This is a genomic window from Agrobacterium sp. 33MFTa1.1 (genome assembly GCF_004328495.1).
GTDB classification, from domain to species: Bacteria; Pseudomonadota; Alphaproteobacteria; order Rhizobiales; family Rhizobiaceae; genus Agrobacterium; species Agrobacterium pusense.
Genome location: NZ_CP036358.1, coordinates 1,631,283 through 1,648,796 on the forward strand (window position 1 = coordinate 1,631,283; position 17,514 = coordinate 1,648,796).

Here is a 17,514-nt window from a genome sequence, read left to right on the forward strand (position 1 = left end):
ACGTATCCGCATGGCCGCCGATATCGTCAATCTGCGCCAGTTCCGGAAGCAGAAAGCCCGCAGCGAAAAAGAAAAACAGGCGGAGCAGAACCGCCTGTCCTTCGGACGCACCAAAGCGGAAAAGAACCTCACATCAGCCCTGAATGAAAAAGCCGAAAAGGCACTTGACCAGGGCCGGCTCGAAAACGACGCTCACGGGCCCCGGAAGGACTGAAACCGGCCTGCCGAGGGACAGACAGGGCCAGCAAATCGGAAAAGAATCGTAAAACAGGGGCTTGCCGGCAAAACATGATTCAGATTTCCAGCCAAAGACCGATCTGATGATCCGCAAGCATTCTGCGACGTTGCACGGCCACCGGACCAGTATTTCGCTTGAGGACGCCTTTTGGGACGAGCTGAAAATCATCGCGGAAAGACGCAAGATCAGCTTCGCAGCCCTGCTGGCCGAAATCGATGACAACCGCCCCTCCGACAGCAATCTGTCTTCGTCGCTACGCGTTTATGTGCTGAACTGGCTCAAGACGCGGTAAATTCGCGACGGAGTCACCCGGCGACGCCAGCCCGCAATTTATGTTCGCCGACTGCAAAACATTCCCGCCGAAAACTGGTAACGCTGCGAAAGTATTCATTAAACATTGGCGGACTAATCTGCGCTGCAAGGCATTCCCGTATTGCGTAGCCTTGTTTCCAGCCTTTGTCCGAAACCTCGCTGTCCAGACATCCCCCGATGGGGATACCCAGGGTTTCTCCGGGAACAGCCAAGCTTTCTCCCCTTCATTCACTGTCTCTTCAACCGTTTCGGACCTGAAAGTCCGGATTGCGGGGTAGCGACCGGAGGCGGTCCAGACCGCGGACATGGAACCGAAGCAGAAATGAAAAGCGACGCCGAGCCCTTTTCGGAAAATTACGGATTGGCGGGAGCATTTTCCGGGGCGAGTTCCCGGATTGCATTTTCCGTCGGTGGCACCACCAGAACCGGCGCTGACTGCGGCTGCGGCACGGGCTGCTGCTGTTGCTGCTGCAAACGTTCCTGCTGTTCTTTTTCCTGCCGCAGACGTTCTTCGGCAGCAGCCTTCAGCCGCGCTTCTTCCTCTGCCTTCGCCTTGGCTTCCGCCTCCGCCCGTTCCTTTTCCGCCTGCCGCTCAGCCGCCTGGAAACGATAAAGCGCCACTTCGCGGCGCAGGCGTTGCTTTTCAAGAACGCTTGCCTGCATTGCCTCCACCCTGCGCCGCTCCTTTTCGAAGGCCCGCAGGGACAGGTAGTTGGTGAGCGCCGAAACGTCGGTCGTCAGGGCTGGCGCAGCAAGCGGACCGTTGTAATTCAGGCGCAAAGACGGTTCGGCGCCGGCAACCGTTTCGGTGCCGGGATTGAACAGGAGATCGAAGTCGCCATTCACCGTGAAAGCAGCAAGATCAACCGTCGCATCGGCTGTCAGCGTCAATGGATCGATCGCCGCCCGCAAATTCTGGAAATGCAGCGCACCACCATTCACCGAGAACGGCAGGGATACATCGCCGAGCCCGATCTCGTCCTGCCACAGGCTCTGGTCCACCAGCGGCCGAACTTTCGGAGCATCGATCGGCTGCTGCAACCCATCCGCCGCCTGCAGGATTGGCGGCAGGGCACCGGGATTGAGCCCCTTCAGCACCAGCCCGCTGGCCCGGATTTCACCCGAGCCACCCGCTGATTTCAGCATTTCACCAACGCTTTTGCCGGTCGATTCTGCCGTGAGATCAATGGCCACGCGGCCGGTCGCAACCGGACCGTTCGCATTCGCCCAAAGGATCGGCTCCGGATTGGCGTCGGTTACCGCGATCTTGGTGCGGAAAATGCCCGCCCCCTCGCCCGTGGACATCGCAAACCGTCCCGCAATCTTGCCGCCCATGAAGCCGCCAGTGATGTCGTCGAGTGCGAGACTGCCCGAATCATGCGTTACCTTGGCCGTCAAACCCGTGACCGTGCCGAAAGGTCCAGCCTCGAAGCTTTCCGCCTTGAGCGACAGAGACGCCTTGAGCTGCGCAAAGGCCGGCATGGCCAGCGGCTTGGCATTGAGGCCCCCGGTTTCCGGATCGATCACCGGACCATAGATTGCGTCGCCAAGCCACGCGAGATCGGCGGTCCGGACTGAGAGATCGCCGCTGACGGAATGGGGCGCGGCGCGTTCGAACGTCAGGTTGCCGGAGAAGGGATTACCGCCTGCCTGTCCGCCGACAGAAGAAAGCGCAATTTTTTGTCCATCCACCGCAACTTTCGCATTGGCCTTCACCGCCATGCCCCCACCGAGCTGCGGCAGCCCAACGGCATTCATGATGAGATAGGGCTCGATATCAGCGCTTTCGAGAACGACATCGGCGCTGCCTTCACCGAAATTGGCAGCTGAAACGGCAAAGGAGCCGTTCGCCGAAAAATGTGTGCGTTCCGTCGAGAAGCGGATATCGGTCTGTGCCGGCGCGCCGAGCGTGCCATTGAGCTTGACGGACAGGAGGCCCTCGCCGTCAGCGTCGAAGGGCAACGGGTCAAGCCCGGCCTGCCCGAACAGGATGGCCGTCGACTGGTTTTTCAAGACAGCTTCCAGTGACATGGCCGTGTCATCGGTGATCGACAGGAAATCCGGCATCTTGGCAACGGCGGACAGCCGGCTGCCGTTAACGGTACCGGAGACGGCAACATTGGCGCCGCCGTTTTCGCTGTTGACCGAGACATCCATTGCAAGGTCGGAATTGGCGTACCATGGCGCGCTGGCCGCCAGGCGGCTGAGGAAGGGATGAGCAGGCAGTTTCTGCTGCAGCATCGTAAAGAAGGGCTGCATATCCGCCGCGTGCAGGTTCACCGTGCCCTTGCCCGCATATTTCAGCAACGAGCCCTGCAATTCGCCTCTTGCCCTGACCTCTGCACCGGCGATATCGCCGGCCGTCATATTTTCCAGCGAAAGAACCCCGCCCGCCATCGTGAAGGCGGTCTCGACCTGATTGGCGGTCACCCCGGCTATGTTGAACCGGTCGGCCTTGAACTTCGCAGTAATGCGGTGGTCGAGAACCGAGCTTCCGACCTGATCGCCGAGCGCCAGACTGCCGAGTGCCTTCAGCGCGTCCAGGTCGATTTCGTTGCCCGCAAGATCGATCGAAAGATTGGAGGTCTTGCCGTCGGAGCGCCGTTCCAGCTCGCCTTTCAGCGACGCGTCGCCGATGGCGAGCTCCAGATTGTCGAAGCGCTGGTTCAGCGTCGTCAACGAGACATCGGCAGAAAAGCCGGCGGCATTGAGTTGCCGGATGGCCGGATCGACGGAGCCTGAAAGCCAGTTCGCCAGCCCCGAGGGCTGGTTGGACGCAACGAGCATATTGCCGTTGAAGGCCGGACCACCAAGCAGGGTCAACGATCCCTTGGCCTCCAGCTGGGTTCTTCCTGGCAACGTCGCCACCGCATTCACCACCTGCCAGCCGCTGCCCTGCGGCCGAACATCCAGCCGGATGTCACGAATGGTCGTGTCGTCGGAAACCAGGGCGGGAAGGCTGATGCTCGCCTTGCCCGGCACCGGCGGTACGGGAATGCGCGCCACCATGGCGGCAAAGGCCTCGATGCGCTGGCGCACGGAAACGGTGGGCTGGCGCGAGGTCTTGCCCGTCTGCACGACAGGCGGCGCAAAACGTGCGACATCGATCTGCTGGCCATCGGCCGTCAGCAGGAATTCGGGCTTGGCGCCGGTATCGAGCGTCGCCTCTCCGGTCACGACATAGGGATTTTCGTTACCGCCGAGTTCCATGCGGTAGCTCGGTATACGCACGCTCTCATTGGTCAGTTCAAAACTGCCGCGGGTGCGCGGCGAGGAGAAGAGCGATTGCCCGGCCTGTTTCTGCTTTTCGTCTTCCCTGAAGCTGAAAGAAAAGGAACCGCTATAGGCGGGCTTTCCCGCCGCTGCGGCGATGACGCCATCCAGATCGACCTCGACGGGATGCTCATCCGGCACGACACGAACGCGAAGGCCCATGCGGCCATTGGCATAATCAGGTTCGCTGCTTGAGAGGGAGAAAGAGCCGGGATGCCCGTCGACGGCAGCTCGCCCGTCCGCTTTCCATGGTCCGGCCAGCGAATTGGCGGACATATCGGCGGTAAGACCGGTGATCAGGCGGTTGCGGCCCGATTGCTCGTCGATGAACTCGATCTGGCCGCCCTCAATCTGGACGCTTTCCAGAACCACGGTTCGGGCGGGAATTTCCGCGCGGCTGCCGCGCATCCAGTCCAGCGTGCCGTCTTTCAGCAGCCTGATCTTCGCCTTGGGTTCCTCGATGCGCATGTCAAAGATGCGCGCCTCGCCGGAAAGGAAGGGCGCGAGCTCGGCGTCCATGGAAAAACGCGCGACCTGGATGAGCGGCGATCCATCGGCATCCGTCCCGGCCCGGACATCATGCAACGTTACCGAAGGGAACGGCAGGATGCGAGCCTCGACGCGGCCATGCACCACAACCTTCTTGCCGAGAATACGGCTCGCCTGGTCCTCAAAATCACGGCGGAAATCCGTCCAGTCGACGAAATAGGGAATAAGCAGCGCCGAAAACAGCACCACCGCCAGCAGTCCGCCCAGAAAAACCAGAATACGCCCGAGCACTGACCTGCATCTCCCTTCACGAACGCTGCAAACCTATTCTTTTTTGCCTTAACGGCAAGCAGCCTTTTGTACCAATCAAATGTGAGAACGATCAGACAAGACGGAACAACTTGCCCGGATTGAAAATGTTGTCCGGGTCGAGCGACATTTTGATGGCGCGCATCACATCCAATGCATTGCCGGCCTCTTCGGCGAGGAAACTCATCTTGCCCTGTCCTATGCCGTGTTCGCCGGTGCAGGTGCCGTCCATGGCGATGGCGCGGCGGTTGAGACGGGCAACGAAGGCTTCGGTTTTCGCTACGCTTTCCGCATCTTTTCCATCGAACAGAATAAGGACATGAAAGTTCCCGTCGCCGGCATGGCCGACGATCGGTGCGAGAAAGCCGTTTTCCTGGATATCCAGCTGCGTTTCAACCACGCAATCCGCCAGCCTCGAAATCGGCACGCAGACATCGGTGGAAAGCCCGTCGAGATGGGGCGCAAGCGCCCGCGAGGCCCAATAGGCGTCGTGCCGCGCCTTCCAGAGCTTGTTGCGTTCGGCGGCATCGCTTGTCCAGCGGAAGTCGATGCTTCCGCATTCAGCCGCGATTTCTGCGAACTGCTGCGATTGTAGCGCCGCCGTTTCCTCGGTGCCGTGGAACTCCAAGAAAAGCGTCGGCTTCTCCGCATAGTTCAGGCCGGAATAGGCATTGCAGGCCCGGACCTGGACCTCGTCGAGCAATTCGATACGGGCAACCGGAACCCCCATCTGGATCGTCATGATGACGGCATCGCAGGCTGCCTTGATGCTGTCGAATGTGCAGACGCCGCCGGCGATCTTTTCCGGTATGCCCTGCAGCCGTAGCGTCACCGAAGTGATGACGCCGAGCGTCCCCTCGGCCCCCACGAAAAGCCGCGTCAGGTCATAGCCGGCAGACGACTTCCGAGCGCGGCGCGCGGTGCGGATTTCCTCGCCGTTGGCGACGACGGCGGTAACGGCGAGCACATTGTCCTTCATCGTGCCGTAACGCACGGCATTGGTGCCGGAAGCGCGTGTCGAGGCCATGCCGCCGATCGAGGCATTGGCGCCGGGATCGATCGGGAAGAACAGGCCGGTATCGCGCAGATAGACATTGAGGTCCTCGCGCGTCACGCCCGGCTCCACCGTCACATCAAGATCTTCGGCATTCACCTCAATGATGCGATTCATCCGGCTGAAATCGATGCAGATTCCGCCGCTGGGCGCATTCACCTGCCCTTCCAGCGAAGACCCCGTCCCAAACGGAATCACCGGCACCTTATATTGCGAGCAGACCTTCACGACGGCCTTCACATCATCAGCACTCTCGGCAAAAACGACACCGTCAGGCGCCTGGAGTGTCAGATAGGTGGTGGTGTGGCCGTGCTGCTCCCGGAACGCCTGTCCGGTCTGGAGCCTGTCGCCGAGTTGCTGCTTCAAAACGGCGAGCGCAGACGCAATGCCCTCTTCGTTACGCTTTCCCGCCACCACATCTTTCAACGCCATCGTCCGTCTCCACCGCAACATCAGCCCGTAAAGGATTCGATCCGTTACGAAATTCCGTCAGGTGGTATGGGATAAGGTTAACGCTTTGTCCAGCCGCGCAATGGCGCCAGACGGCAAGGCAGCAACCGTTTTTATTCCGCAGCAAGCAGCGGCTTGTCTTCCTCCAGCGCCTTGCGGCGGGCGGCAAGTTCCAGTTCGCGGTGAAGGCGGATTTCCTCATCCGCTTGCGGTTTGGCGAAGCGGGCGATCAGCAGGTAGGAGACCGGTGTGATGTAAAGCGTCACCAGCGTCGCGAAGCCGAGGCCGCCGACGATGACCCAGCCGAGCGCGATGCGCGCCTCGGCGCCGGCTCCCTGCGCCAGAACCAGCGGCACGCCGCCAAGGATGGTCGCGATCATCGTCATCATGACCGGACGCAGACGGATGCTGGTGGCTTTTTCGATAGCTTCCCGCACGGTTGCACCCTGATCGCGCAGATGGTTGGCGAATTCAACAATCAGGATACCGTTCTTCGCCATGACGCCAACGAGCAGCACGAGGCCGATCTGGCTGTAGACATTGAGGCTGGAGCCGGTGACGAGCAGCGCGATGACGGCACAGGCAAGGCCGAGCGGCACCGTTGACATGATGATGATCGAACTCAGCACGCTTTCGAACTGCGCGGCAAGCACGAGGAAGATGATGGCAATCGCGAAACCGAAGGTCAGCAGCATGCCGCTCGAATTCTCCTCCAGTGTTGCAGCCTCGCCCAGCGGCAGCAAGCGTGCACCGGGCGGCAGGACGGATTGCGAGAGCTCGTTCACCTTTTGCAGCGCCTCGCCCAGCGAAACGCCGTCCTTGAGATTGGCGGTAAAGCCGACGGAGGGAAGCTGCTGTTCGCGGTTGAGCTGCGGCGCGACCGCATTTTCCTTGAGCGACGCGATGACCGACATCGGCACGATCTTGCCGTCACCCGTCTTCAGGAAGACATTCTCAAGATCGGTCGGATCATTGATCGGCCGGGTGGAGGACAGGAGCCGCACCGGGATCGCATCGCCATCCACGAAGACGTCGACAATCGAGCGCCCTTCCAGCAGCGACTGCATGGCGCGAGAGAGGCCGGTGATGTCGATGCCGAGATCAGACGCGCGCTCACGGTCGATGGAGACCGAAATCTGCGCCTGATTGGGTTCGTTGTCGAAACGTGGCGTATCAAACAGGCCGCTTTCTTCCATGGAAAGCAGCAATTTCTGCGTCGCCTCTGTCAGCGCCGCATAATTGCTGCCGACCATCGCCATCTGCAATCCGTTGCCGGCGCCGCGAATGCGGAGGCTGTTCGGCTGCATGGCGTTGCCCCGCAACGCCGGAACCTTGTTGGCGGCAGAGGTGACATCGGCAGCGATCTGGTTCTGCGTGCGATCTCGGTCGGCCCAGGGCGCCAGCGTCAGCACCATGAAGCCGGTATTGGACGAGCCATTCATGCCAGTGATGGAGTAGATGTTACGGATTTCCCCGCTGTCGCGAAGCGGCTGCAGGTTTTCTTCGATCCGCTGCAACTGGTCGCGGGTATATTCGAGGCTGACGCCCTGCGGCGCGGTGACCCGCATCATGATAGAGGCGCGGTCCTCGCGCGGCGTCAATTCACTCTGGATCATGCCGAATGCGATCCACGACAGGCCGGAAAAGATGAGCGCAACGACGATGACGATGAGGGGGTTGTTGAGGCAGGCGGACAGCGTCGACTTGTATGTGGAGGCAAAGACATTACCGAACCAGGCGAGCGGCCCAGTCGGCTCCTTCAGCCCCTCCTTCAGCATGCGCGAAGCAAGCATCGGGCACAGCGTCAGTGCCACGATGGAGGACAAACCCACCGCGAAGGCCAGGACAAAACCGAATTCACGGAACAGGCCGCCAAGCTGACCCGGCAGGAAAGAAAGCGGAATGAACACGGCAGCCAGCGTCGCCGTCGTCGCGATGACGGCGAAAAACACCTCCTGCGTGCCGAGAACGGCAGCGGCCCGGGGCCCCATGCCTTCCGCCCGGCGGCGCACGATATTTTCCAGCACCACGATGGCGTCATCGACCACCAGACCAGTCGCCAGAACGATGGCGAGCAGTGTCAGGATATTGACGGAGAAGCCGACCATATAAATGGCGACGATGGTGCCAATCAGCGCCACCGGCATGGTGATCGCCGGAATGAGGGTGGCGCGCCAGTCGCGCAGGAAGAGATAAAGCACCACAACGACGATGATCGCCGAGAGCCCGAGCGCCAGTTCGACCTCGTGCAGCGCGCCTTCGATGAAGACGGCATCGTCACTGGTCACGACGACACGCGTGCCCTCCGGCAGATTGGCCGACATGGCGTCGACGGCGGCTTTCACACCGGTCGAGATACTGAGCGTGTTTGACTGTGCCTGGCGGATGATGCCAAGACCGACGCCCTGAACGCCGTTCGAGCGCAGCGACGTGGATTCGTCGTCCGCCCCCAGCATGACGGTCGCCACATCCCTGAGGCGGATATTGTTCTTGATGAGAAGATTGGAAAAATCCTCGGGCTTTGTCAGGCTCGCGGTGGCGCGCACGACGATATCCTGCGTCGTGCTTTTCAGCGAACCCGCCGGGACATCGAGGGCAGCGCTTGCAAGCGCGTTGGAAACATCGGTCACCGTCAGACCGCGGCTCGCCAATGCTGCCTGATTGAGATCGACGCGAAAGACCTTTTCCTGGTCGCCGTAAAGCTCCACATCGGCCACACCATCGACGGCAGCCAGACGGTCGATGATTTCGTCATCCACCAGCTTTGTCAGGTCTTCCATACCGAGCGTGGACGAGGTGACGGCAAGCCGCATGATCGGCTGGCTGTCGGAATCCGCCTTGATGATCTGCGGTTCGTCAGCATCGTCAGGCAACTGGTTGGTGACGCGGCCAATGGCATCGCGCACATCATTGGCCGCAACGGCCATGTCGACATTGTCGCCGAACTCCATCGTCACGCGGCTGGTGCCGAATTGTGAGTTGGACGCGATGGATTTGATGCCGCTGACACGCGCCACCGCACCTTCGATGGTCTGCGTTACCTCCTGATCGATCGTTTCAGGCGCGGCACCTTCATACGTGGTCCTGACGCTGATCGTCGGCCGGTCGACGTCGGGCAGTTCGCGCACTTCGACGCCGACCAGAGCGGCGAGGCCGGCAACGACCAGCAGCGTGTTAAGGACCGCTGCCAGAATTGGCCGACGCACGAACAATGCGGTAAAGGCGAGCTTGGAATCCTGACCGGAAGGCGGCTGGGTCGTCATTGGCTGGCAACCTCCTCGGGCTTGGGCTGGTTGCCGACCCGCACCGCCCCGCCTTCGCGCACGCGCTGCAGGCCCTCAATCACGACAGGTTCGCCTTCCGCCAGTTCAGCCTTGACGAGAACGGCATCCGGGTTGCGCTGCACGATCTGCACCCGCACCTTGTTGGATTTATTGTCAGCCACACGCCAGACATAGGAGCCTTCCGCATCCCACTGCACGGCCAGCGGATCAACCGAGGCATAAGTTTCCCCGGCGAAGCGCATGGTGACGCCGAATGACATGCCCGCCCTCAACTCATCCTTCTCATTTCCGAACTTTGCCCGGATGCGGATGGTGCGGCTCGCCTCGTCGACACGGTTGTCGACGGCCTCGATCTCCCCCTTGAAAGTCTCACCCGGGCGCGAAATCGACGTGGCCTCCACCGGCATGCCGACCTTGATCGCAGTCGCAAAACGCTCGGGAGCCCAGAAATTGACGAGAATTTCAGACCGGTCGTCAATGCTGACAATGGTGGACTGCGTCGTGACATTGTCACCGATATTGGCGGCGACGATACCGGCCACGCCTTCGATGGGCGCGACGATATCACGCCGCTTGAGATTGAGTTCGGCGGTGCTCAGCGCAAGCTTGGCGGCTTCTTCGGCAATCTGGGCATCCAGCACGTCGAGGCGGGAAACGGATTTCAGGTTCTTGTAGGAATTGGATTTTTCGACGGCGCTGCGCAGCGCCACCTGCGCCTTGTCGCGTTCGATCACCTGCTCCTCGTCATCGAGCCGCGCCAGCACCTGCCCCTTCACGACGCGTGCACCGGACGATGTACGAATTTCAGAAAGCGTGCCGGAAACCTGCGGCATGACGACGACGGACTGGATCGCCTCGCCATTGCCGATGGCGTTCAACCGGTCGTTGACCGTGCCTTTCTTCACAGGGGCCGTCACAACCAGTGTGGCGTTATTGTTGCGGCGTGCGCCACCCGCATTCTGTCCCATCGGCGCGCCGGCCGCCGGTCCGCCGGCTGCGGCGACTTCGACCGAAGCAGCGGGTGCTTTGACCAGCCCGATGCTGGCGAGCATATTGCGGGCGTCGGGCGAATAGACGCCCCAGAGACAGAGACCTGCCCCCACCACGGCCAGACTGACACCCACCTGTTTCCACACCCGCATATAGTTCTCCGGTTGATCATCGCAGCATAAGAAAGCCCCTGAAGCACAGGCTTCGGGACATCAGCAGTATTCCCCGTCGTTTAAAACGAGGCAACGCACAAATACGTTTCTTACGTAATTGTAATTTGTGATGGATTCTCGTCGAGCACACCATAAATGCTATATTATCGCAAATATTGTTCAGCGCGGTAGTCTGTCAGCACGAAATGAGCCGGAGGAAGCCATGAGCACCGTCACGAAAACACAAAATCCCGAAGCCGATCCGCGCGTGAAAGCGGTGTTCGATGATATCCGCACCACCCGCAAATCGGACTTCATCAACAATATGTGGCTTTACCTCGCCTTTGATCCTGATCTTCTGGAAAAGACATGGGCCGAGGTCAAGGCGGTGATGGCGACACCCTCGGCGCTCGACCCGCTGGTGAAGGAAATGCTTTACATCGCAGTGTCCGTCACCAATGGCTGCTCCTATTGTGCCCATTCCCATACGGCGGCCGCGAAAGCCAAGGGCATGACGAATGAACAGCATGCCGATCTGATGCGGATTATCGCGCTCGCCGCCAAGACCAACCAGCTTGCGGTGGCCCTTCAAGTGCCTGTCGATGCCGCTTTTGATGCCGACCAGAGGGCATGAACCCGAAATAATGCCTTGGAATAGGCGTTTTGAGCGGCGATACCGGAATAAAAGCAGAACGCGGTTCTGGCCTTTATATCCCGAATCACTACATTGGGCCGCATGAGCAACAGTTTTGACGATATGCCGTTCTTCGATGAGGAACCCGTGGCGCCGCGCAGGGCGACGAACAATGCCCCTTCGGAAAACGGCGGCGGGCTTGGCATTGCCGCCCGCGCCATGGCTGCGCGCGATCAAACGCGTGCCGCACCCGATTATCTTTCCGGCCTCAACCCGGAACAGCGCGATGCCGTGGAAACGCTGGACGGGCCGGTTCTCGTCCTCGCCGGCGCCGGCACCGGCAAGACCCGTGTTCTGACAACCCGCATTGCCCATATTCTCGCAACGGGCCGGGCCTATCCCAGCCAGATCCTTGCCGTGACCTTCACCAACAAGGCCGCCCGCGAGATGAAGGAACGCATCGGCGTTCTCGTCGGCGGCGCGGTCGAGGGCATGCCCTGGCTCGGCACGTTCCACTCCATCGGCGTCAAGCTGTTGCGTCGTCACGCCGAACTCGTCGGCCTGAAGTCGGATTTCACCATTCTCGATACGGATGACGTGGTGCGGCTGATCAAGCAGCTCATCCAGGCCGAAGGTCTCGATGACAAACGCTGGCCGGCCAAACAGTTCGCCGGCATGATCGACGGCTGGAAGAACAAGGGCCTGACGCCGCCGGATATTCCTGAAGGAGACAGCCGCGCCTTCGCCAATGGCAAGGGCCGCGAGCTCTATACCGCCTATCAGAACCGGCTGAAAACGCTGAATGCCTGCGATTTCGGCGATCTTCTGATGCACCCGATCAGCATCTTCCGCCGCCACGCCGATATTCTGAAGGAGTATCACCAGAAGTTCCGTTACATTCTGGTGGACGAATATCAGGACACCAACACGGCGCAATATATGTGGCTGCGGCTGCTTGCGCAGCGCGCCAAGGGCGAGCCGCAAAACGTCTGCTGTGTGGGTGACGACGACCAGTCGATCTATGGCTGGCGCGGCGCGGAAGTGGACAATATCCTGCGCTTCGACAAGGATTTTCCCGGCGCCAAGGTCATCAAGCTCGAACGCAATTACCGCTCCACCGAGCATATTCTCGGCGCGGCCGGCCACCTCATCGCGCATAATGAGGGACGCCTCGGCAAGACGCTGTTTACCGAACGCAGCAGCCCTGACGACGAAAAGGTCGTGGTGCATGCTGCCTGGGATTCGGAGGAGGAAGCCCGCGCAGTCGGCGAAGAGATCGAGCAGCTTCAGCGCAAAGGTAATATGCTGAACGACATGGCGATCCTCGTCCGCGCCTCCTTCCAGATGCGCGAATTCGAAGACCGTTTTGTCACGCTCGGCCTCAATTACCGCGTCATCGGCGGCCCGCGCTTTTATGAGCGCCTCGAAATCCGCGATGCCATGGCCTATTTTCGCCTCGTCTGCCAGCCGGCCGACGATCTCGCCTTCGAGCGGATCGTCAATACGCCCAAGCGCGGCCTTGGCGATACGACGATCCGCAACCTGCACGACTATGCGCGTGCCCGCGACATTCCGATGCTGGCGGCGGCGGCCGACATCATCGAATCCGACGAGCTGAAACCGAAGGCCCGCAAGGCGCTGTTCGATGTGGTGCAGGATTTCCGCCGCTGGCAGGGTCTGCTCGAAAACACCGAGCACACCACGCTTGCCGAGCAGATTCTCGACGAAAGCGGCTATACCGCCATGTGGCAGGCCGACAAGACGGCCGAAGCGCCCGGACGCCTTGAGAACCTGAAGGAACTCATCCGCTCGATGGAAGCCTTTGAAAGCATGCGCGGTTTCCTCGAGCATGTCGCCCTCGTCATGGATGCCGAGCAGAACGAAAATCTCGATGCCGTCTCCATCATGACGCTGCATTCCGCCAAGGGTCTGGAATTCGACACCGTCTTCCTGCCCGGCTGGGAAGAAGGCCTGTTTCCGCACCAGCGGGCGCTGGATGAAGGCGGCCGCTCCGGTCTGGAGGAAGAACGTCGTCTTGCCTATGTCGGCATTACGCGTGCCAAGAAACTCTGCCATATCTGGTTCGTCTCGAACCGGCGCATTCACGGGCTGTGGCAATCCACCCTGCCCTCGCGCTTCCTGGATGAACTGCCGCCCGCCCATGTCGATGTCGCAGCATCCGACAGCAATTACGGCGGGTATGGCGGGCGTGGTGGCTACGGACAATCGCGTTTCGACAAGGCAGATCCCTTTGCGAACACCTATTCAACCCCGGGCTGGAAACGTGCGCAGCAGAACCGTAGCGATGCCACCCGCGACAACTGGGGCACGCGCTCCGGCCATGCGGTGGAACGAATCGGTTATGGCGAAAGCGGCCCGCGCACCCGCACCATCGATGGGGAACTGGTGGCCAAATCCGTGGCCGACACGCCGTCAAGATTCTTCGTCGGCGACCGCGTCTTCCACATCAAGTTCGGCAACGGCAATATCGCTGCCATCGAGGGGAACAAGCTCACCATCGACTTCGACCGCGCCGGCCAGAAGCGCGTGCTGGATGGATTTGTGGAAAAGGTTTGATTCAACAACTATGAGTGCCTGAAGGCCGCTTTTCCCATAGCCCACGTCACGCCATTGCAATAAAGGAGTTGCAATGGGATGTGAGAACCGGGTGAGGACTGCTTTGCATATATTGCCGAAAAGCCAGCGCAAGCTTGCGGTTTTCCTGATCAACATGGACGGCGCCACCAAGCGCCTCGCGGATATGACCGCGCGCCTTGATGCCATGGGTCTCAAGGCGGAGCGCATCCCAGGCGTCAATGGCAGGGAGCTGAATTATCCAATCCCGGAATTCAGCGAAATTTCCTATATGCTGATGCATGGCCGCCGCACGTCACCTCCGGAAATCGGTTGCTATCTCAGCCATGTCGCCTGCGCCCGAAAATTCATGGAAGGCGATGCCGATATCTCGCTCATCCTCGAGGATGACGTGATCTTCGATGATGATTTTCTAAATGCGATCGATGAGGCGGCGCTGAATGGCTCAGACTGGGACTTGCTGCGTCTCACGACGGTCAGCAATGGCCGGAAATTTCCGTTCCGTCCGCTCTCGAACGGTCGCTCGCTCGCCATTGCGCTGACACGCGAAAAAGGCTCAGGCGCCTATCTCGTCAACCGTCGCGCCGGGCAATGGATATCGAAGCTCATCCCGATGCGGCTCGCCTACGATATCGCCTTCGATCTTGAATATCTCTCCGGCTTGAAGGCCGCCTTCATCTATCCGCTCTGCGCCACACAGGATGCGGATGGTGAAAGCCAGATCCAGAACAATCTGCGCATTTACCGCCTGCCGCGCTGGCGGTATTTCACTGTCCTGCCCTATCGGGCCTATCTGGAAACCAGCCGGTTCCTGCTGCGCGGTATTCGCTTCGCGGTCGCCAGGGCGCGCGTTGCAATGGAACGCGGCAAGGGCAACGCCGCCCCAGCCGGTCATTGATCGCTCCGTCTTACACTTCGCCGGGCGTGAAGCCGATGAGATAAATTGCCGCCACAACGGCTCCGACAATAAAAATCGAGACGACGAAAATCGTCATCCGGTTCAACGGTTTGCGTGTCGTTTTCTTCATGCTGCAATAATGCGTGGCCACATCGCTTGTTCCGCAACGCACAGGATAATCTCGTCCAAATCCGCCAGCTCTCGCAATTCGATTCCGATTCAGGCGCAGATGGGCTAAAGCTCGTGTCCATCTTCAGCTTTTCCGATCCGACATGACAGACACGACGCATCCACGCCTGAATCCGCTGCATCTCGCCGCCGCCTTCGCCAGCGGTTGTCTTTTGACGCTGATGGTGCATTTCAACGGACAGCTGGCCCATTACGGCAACGCGCTGTTTTCTTCCTGGACGGCGCACGGCACCGGCACGGTGGCGGCGCTGGTCTATCTGGCTATCATGCGTTCGAAGAAAGACCTTTCGGCCCCGGCAAAACCGAAAGCGCCGCTCTGGGCCTATTGCGGCGGCGTTGTGGGTGCCGCGATCGTCATCCTCACCTCCACCGCCGTCAATTCACCGCTGGCGCTTTCGGGAACCATTGCGCTCGGACTTGGTGGACAGGTCATCTTCAGCCTTCTGGCTGATATTTTCGGTCTGTTCGGACTGCCCAGAAGAAAGCCGGACCTTCGGGACATGGCGGCAGTGGCGCTCATTCTATGCGGCAGCGCACTCATCATCCTTGTCGGGAGAACGGCATGATCGTCTGGATCGCCATGGCCTTTACCGGCGGCGTCTTCGTGGCGCTGAGCCGCCAGATCAACGGCCGACTCAGCCTGTCAAACTCGCCGCTCATCGCGTCTTTCTGGAACCACATCGTCGGTTTTGCCGTGCTGACCGTGATCGGACTCGTTGTCGGCGGCCTCATTCCACCGGGTGCGGCCGATGCACCCTGGCTTTCCTTTATCGGCGGCCCCATCGGCGTCGTCTTCATCGCTTCGGGAAGCTGGCTCATCCCCCGCATCGGCGCGGTCAACACCGCGCTTCTGGTCATAAGCGGCCAGATGGTCTCGGGTGTGATGCTCGATCTTTTCAGCGATCATCCGCCGAAAGTCTGGGCCAGCGCTCTCGGCATCCTGCTCATTCTGGCCGGCATGGTGCTGACGCAGCGGCGCAGCCGTTAAATATTCGCGCAGTCACGAGTCGCTGCCGCGCGAGAACATGCCGAGCAGCGTCTTGCCGCCGCTTTTACCACCGCTGCTCGCAAGCGTCGGGCGGTTGCCGTTCAGCTTCGGCACGACCACCATGCGCTTGACCTCACCGCGCTTGAAGGCCGCGAGGAAGCGGGAATAGTCGCGAAACACAACGCAGCCATTGGATTCGCCGCGTTTCGCCAGCATGTATGTATGAGCAAGAAGCCCGTCGCGGCCGTGCGGATTGACACCGTTTTCCGGCGTCAGGCGAATGGCTTCAACGCCGTGGAAGCGCGCCTCGCGCATTGTCAGCTTGTAGCTTGAAGGCGGTGTGGACCCGCGCATCTTGACGTGAACATAATCGGGATTGTCGCGCATCTTGCCGATACCGGAATGCGCTTCCAGTTTCTCGCCATTCGGCATGTGCACCACGCCGGAAGAAATATCGTAGATCGCCGTGCCATTGCCACGGTCAGGCCACGGAACCGCATCCATCTTGCTTGGCTCACGCATCGGATTATCCGGTTTCGCGAAGGCCAGCATGGCGCCGGTGCTCTGTTTCGGCACCTGCGGCGCCCGCAGCGGAACCGGCGCATCGAAAGCAGGCGCAGAGGCGATAGCGGGAACGCGCTCATCCGCCTTGGCAGTTGCCGCAGGACGCGGTGACGGCTCGACCGTTTGAGCTGTCGCGACATCAGGTCTGAAGCTTGGCAGCGGCACGTCGTCGGGAAGCAGACTGCTTGCCTCTTCCTCGACCTGCGGTCGGGCCAGCGCCACTTCGAATGCCGGATGCTGCGGAACGGCGCTCTGATAGGCAACCTCGGAGGTGCGTCCAAGCGCCGAATCGACGATCGCGGAAGGCTGAAGCGCGGCAAGTTCCTTGACGGTCGCCTGTCCTTTGGCGTTCGCCGCCGCGCCAAATCGTTCGCCGAATTCTTTCGCGCCGATCTCCGGCATGATGCCGGCAAGGCGGACGGCCTTCTGCTGGCCGTGACTGTGGTCGCTCAGGCGGGAAAACTTGCGGACGTGAATATCACGCGCCGCCGTGCGGGCAATCGCCGCCTCGGCGGTATCCAGCCTTGCCACAAGGGTCTTTTCAAATTGTCCGACGCCATGCGAGGCGGCGGCCATGCCGTGCAGCGAAGCGAAAGCGGCAAAGGCAAAAATGCCGGCAAAGGCACCGCCACCAAGAAGCGCCGACATTCGCCCGAACGAAAAGGATTTGCCTCTCTTGAGGGAATGCGAACCGGCAAGACCGGCGCCGTTATAGGCCGCAGCAGAAAACGCCATGATACTCGTTACTCGAACCGTTCACGCATACCCGGCCGACGCCGGAGGGATTTTGGGACATCCGAAGAACGGGCGAACACCGGGCCGCTTTCGGAACTGACTGGTTCGAAGCATGACGAATTATGGTAACCAAAGTGTTTACGAGTCCCTGCAAAAATATTTCGTTAAGGTCTGCGCATTGTGGGGCTAAGGCAAAACAATGACTTACGCGGATACCGGGTGCCTGTGCACCGCGTGGTCCCGGGGAAGCGCCCTAATGGCGTCATTGGCCTTGAAAAATTTCCGCCGTATTGTCAGGTAATTTCCGACTTTGCCGGAAATTTGCTGGAAATGCGGCAGGAGTGCGACATGAAAGGTCGC

The 17,514-nt window shown here is 60.4% G+C and carries 12 protein-coding genes; 7 read left to right on the plus strand and 5 right to left on the minus strand.

Annotated features, from left to right (window positions below; translation table 11 throughout):
* The first annotated feature begins 10 nt into the window (after nt 1-10).
* Complete coding sequence (locus tag EYD00_RS08405; RefSeq protein WP_004442742.1) at nt 11-214, plus strand: DUF4169 family protein; 204 nt, start codon at nt 11-13, stop codon at nt 212-214.
* Nucleotides 215-320: 106 nt separating this feature from the next.
* Nucleotides 321-530, plus strand: coding sequence for a ribbon-helix-helix domain-containing protein (locus tag EYD00_RS08410; protein WP_034498861.1), 210 nt, complete (start codon nt 321-323; stop codon nt 528-530).
* 374 nt (nt 531-904) lie between these two features.
* Here the strand turns inward: EYD00_RS08410 and EYD00_RS08415 are convergent, their stop codons facing one another.
* From EYD00_RS08415 to EYD00_RS08430, 4 genes are all read right to left on the minus strand, one after another.
* Nucleotides 905-4,603, minus strand: a complete 3,699-nt coding sequence (locus EYD00_RS08415; RefSeq protein ID WP_004442744.1) for an AsmA family protein — start codon at nt 4,601-4,603, stop codon at nt 905-907.
* Between the two features lie 91 nt (nt 4,604-4,694).
* Nucleotides 4,695-6,107 (minus strand): FAD-binding oxidoreductase, encoded by a 1,413-nt coding sequence (locus EYD00_RS08420; protein ID WP_004442745.1) that lies wholly within the window; start codon nt 6,105-6,107, stop codon nt 4,695-4,697.
* A gap of 131 nt (nt 6,108-6,238) precedes the next feature.
* Nucleotides 6,239-9,388 carry an efflux RND transporter permease subunit gene (locus EYD00_RS08425; RefSeq protein ID WP_004442746.1) on the minus strand — a complete coding sequence of 1,050 codons (3,150 nt, stop codon included), beginning with the start codon at nt 9,386-9,388 and terminating at the stop codon, nt 6,239-6,241.
* On the minus strand, nt 9,385-10,551 hold the full coding sequence (locus EYD00_RS08430) for an efflux RND transporter periplasmic adaptor subunit (protein WP_004442747.1): 1,167 nt from the start codon (nt 10,549-10,551) through the stop codon (nt 9,385-9,387). The genes EYD00_RS08425 and EYD00_RS08430 overlap by 4 nt, the downstream gene beginning before the upstream one ends.
* Nucleotides 10,552-10,774: 223 nt before the next feature.
* Here EYD00_RS08430 and EYD00_RS08435 point away from each other — a divergent pair, with 223 nt between their 5' ends.
* From EYD00_RS08435 to EYD00_RS08455, 5 genes are all read left to right on the plus strand, one after another.
* On the plus strand, nt 10,775-11,185 hold the full coding sequence (locus EYD00_RS08435; protein ID WP_004442748.1) for a carboxymuconolactone decarboxylase family protein: 411 nt from the start codon (nt 10,775-10,777) through the stop codon (nt 11,183-11,185).
* Nucleotides 11,186-11,287: 102 nt separating this feature from the next.
* The gene (locus tag EYD00_RS08440) at nt 11,288-13,762 is read left to right on the plus strand and encodes an ATP-dependent helicase (RefSeq protein ID WP_034498859.1); all 2,475 of its coding nucleotides are present in this window, start codon (nt 11,288-11,290) and stop codon (nt 13,760-13,762) included.
* Nucleotides 13,763-13,865: 103 nt separating this feature from the next.
* Nucleotides 13,866-14,678 carry a glycosyltransferase family 25 protein gene (locus EYD00_RS08445; RefSeq protein ID WP_034498809.1) on the plus strand — a complete coding sequence of 271 codons (813 nt, stop codon included), beginning with the start codon at nt 13,866-13,868 and terminating at the stop codon, nt 14,676-14,678.
* A 272-nt stretch (nt 14,679-14,950) separates the two neighbouring features.
* On the plus strand, nt 14,951-15,433 hold the full coding sequence (locus EYD00_RS08450; RefSeq protein ID WP_004442751.1) for a DMT family transporter: 483 nt from the start codon (nt 14,951-14,953) through the stop codon (nt 15,431-15,433).
* Complete coding sequence (locus EYD00_RS08455; protein WP_004442752.1) at nt 15,430-15,855, plus strand: DMT family transporter; 426 nt, start codon at nt 15,430-15,432, stop codon at nt 15,853-15,855. Before EYD00_RS08450 ends, EYD00_RS08455 begins: the two co-directional genes overlap by 4 nt.
* 12 nt (nt 15,856-15,867) lie before the next feature.
* On the opposite strand, the gene EYD00_RS08460 is transcribed toward EYD00_RS08455, so the two are convergent.
* Nucleotides 15,868-17,154: a DUF2778 domain-containing protein gene (locus EYD00_RS08460; RefSeq protein WP_004442753.1), complete on the minus strand. Its 1,287-nt coding sequence runs from the start codon at nt 17,152-17,154 to the stop codon at nt 15,868-15,870.
* Nucleotides 17,155-17,514 lie beyond the last annotated feature (360 nt).

What these genes read in the sequence shown, in the direction of transcription:
- EYD00_RS08405 (WP_004442742.1), top strand. Translation starts at nt 11, where the DNA reads ATGGCCGCCGATATCGTCAATCTGCGCCAGTTCCGGAAGCAGAAAGCC.
- EYD00_RS08440 (WP_034498859.1), top strand. Translation starts at nt 11,288, where the DNA reads ATGAGCAACAGTTTTGACGATATGCCGTTCTTCGATGAGGAACCCGTG.
- EYD00_RS08430 (WP_004442747.1), bottom strand. Translation starts at nt 10,551, where the DNA reads ATGCGGGTGTGGAAACAGGTGGGTGTCAGTCTGGCCGTGGTGGGGGCA.
- EYD00_RS08455 (WP_004442752.1), top strand. Translation starts at nt 15,430, where the DNA reads ATGATCGTCTGGATCGCCATGGCCTTTACCGGCGGCGTCTTCGTGGCG.
- EYD00_RS08435 (WP_004442748.1), top strand. Translation starts at nt 10,775, where the DNA reads ATGAGCACCGTCACGAAAACACAAAATCCCGAAGCCGATCCGCGCGTG.
- EYD00_RS08460 (WP_004442753.1), bottom strand. Translation starts at nt 17,154, where the DNA reads ATGGCGTTTTCTGCTGCGGCCTATAACGGCGCCGGTCTTGCCGGTTCG.
- EYD00_RS08425 (WP_004442746.1), bottom strand. Translation starts at nt 9,388, where the DNA reads ATGACGACCCAGCCGCCTTCCGGTCAGGATTCCAAGCTCGCCTTTACC.
- EYD00_RS08420 (WP_004442745.1), bottom strand. Translation starts at nt 6,107, where the DNA reads ATGGCGTTGAAAGATGTGGTGGCGGGAAAGCGTAACGAAGAGGGCATT.
- EYD00_RS08450 (WP_004442751.1), top strand. Translation starts at nt 14,951, where the DNA reads ATGACAGACACGACGCATCCACGCCTGAATCCGCTGCATCTCGCCGCC.
- EYD00_RS08410 (WP_034498861.1), top strand. Translation starts at nt 321, where the DNA reads ATGATCCGCAAGCATTCTGCGACGTTGCACGGCCACCGGACCAGTATT.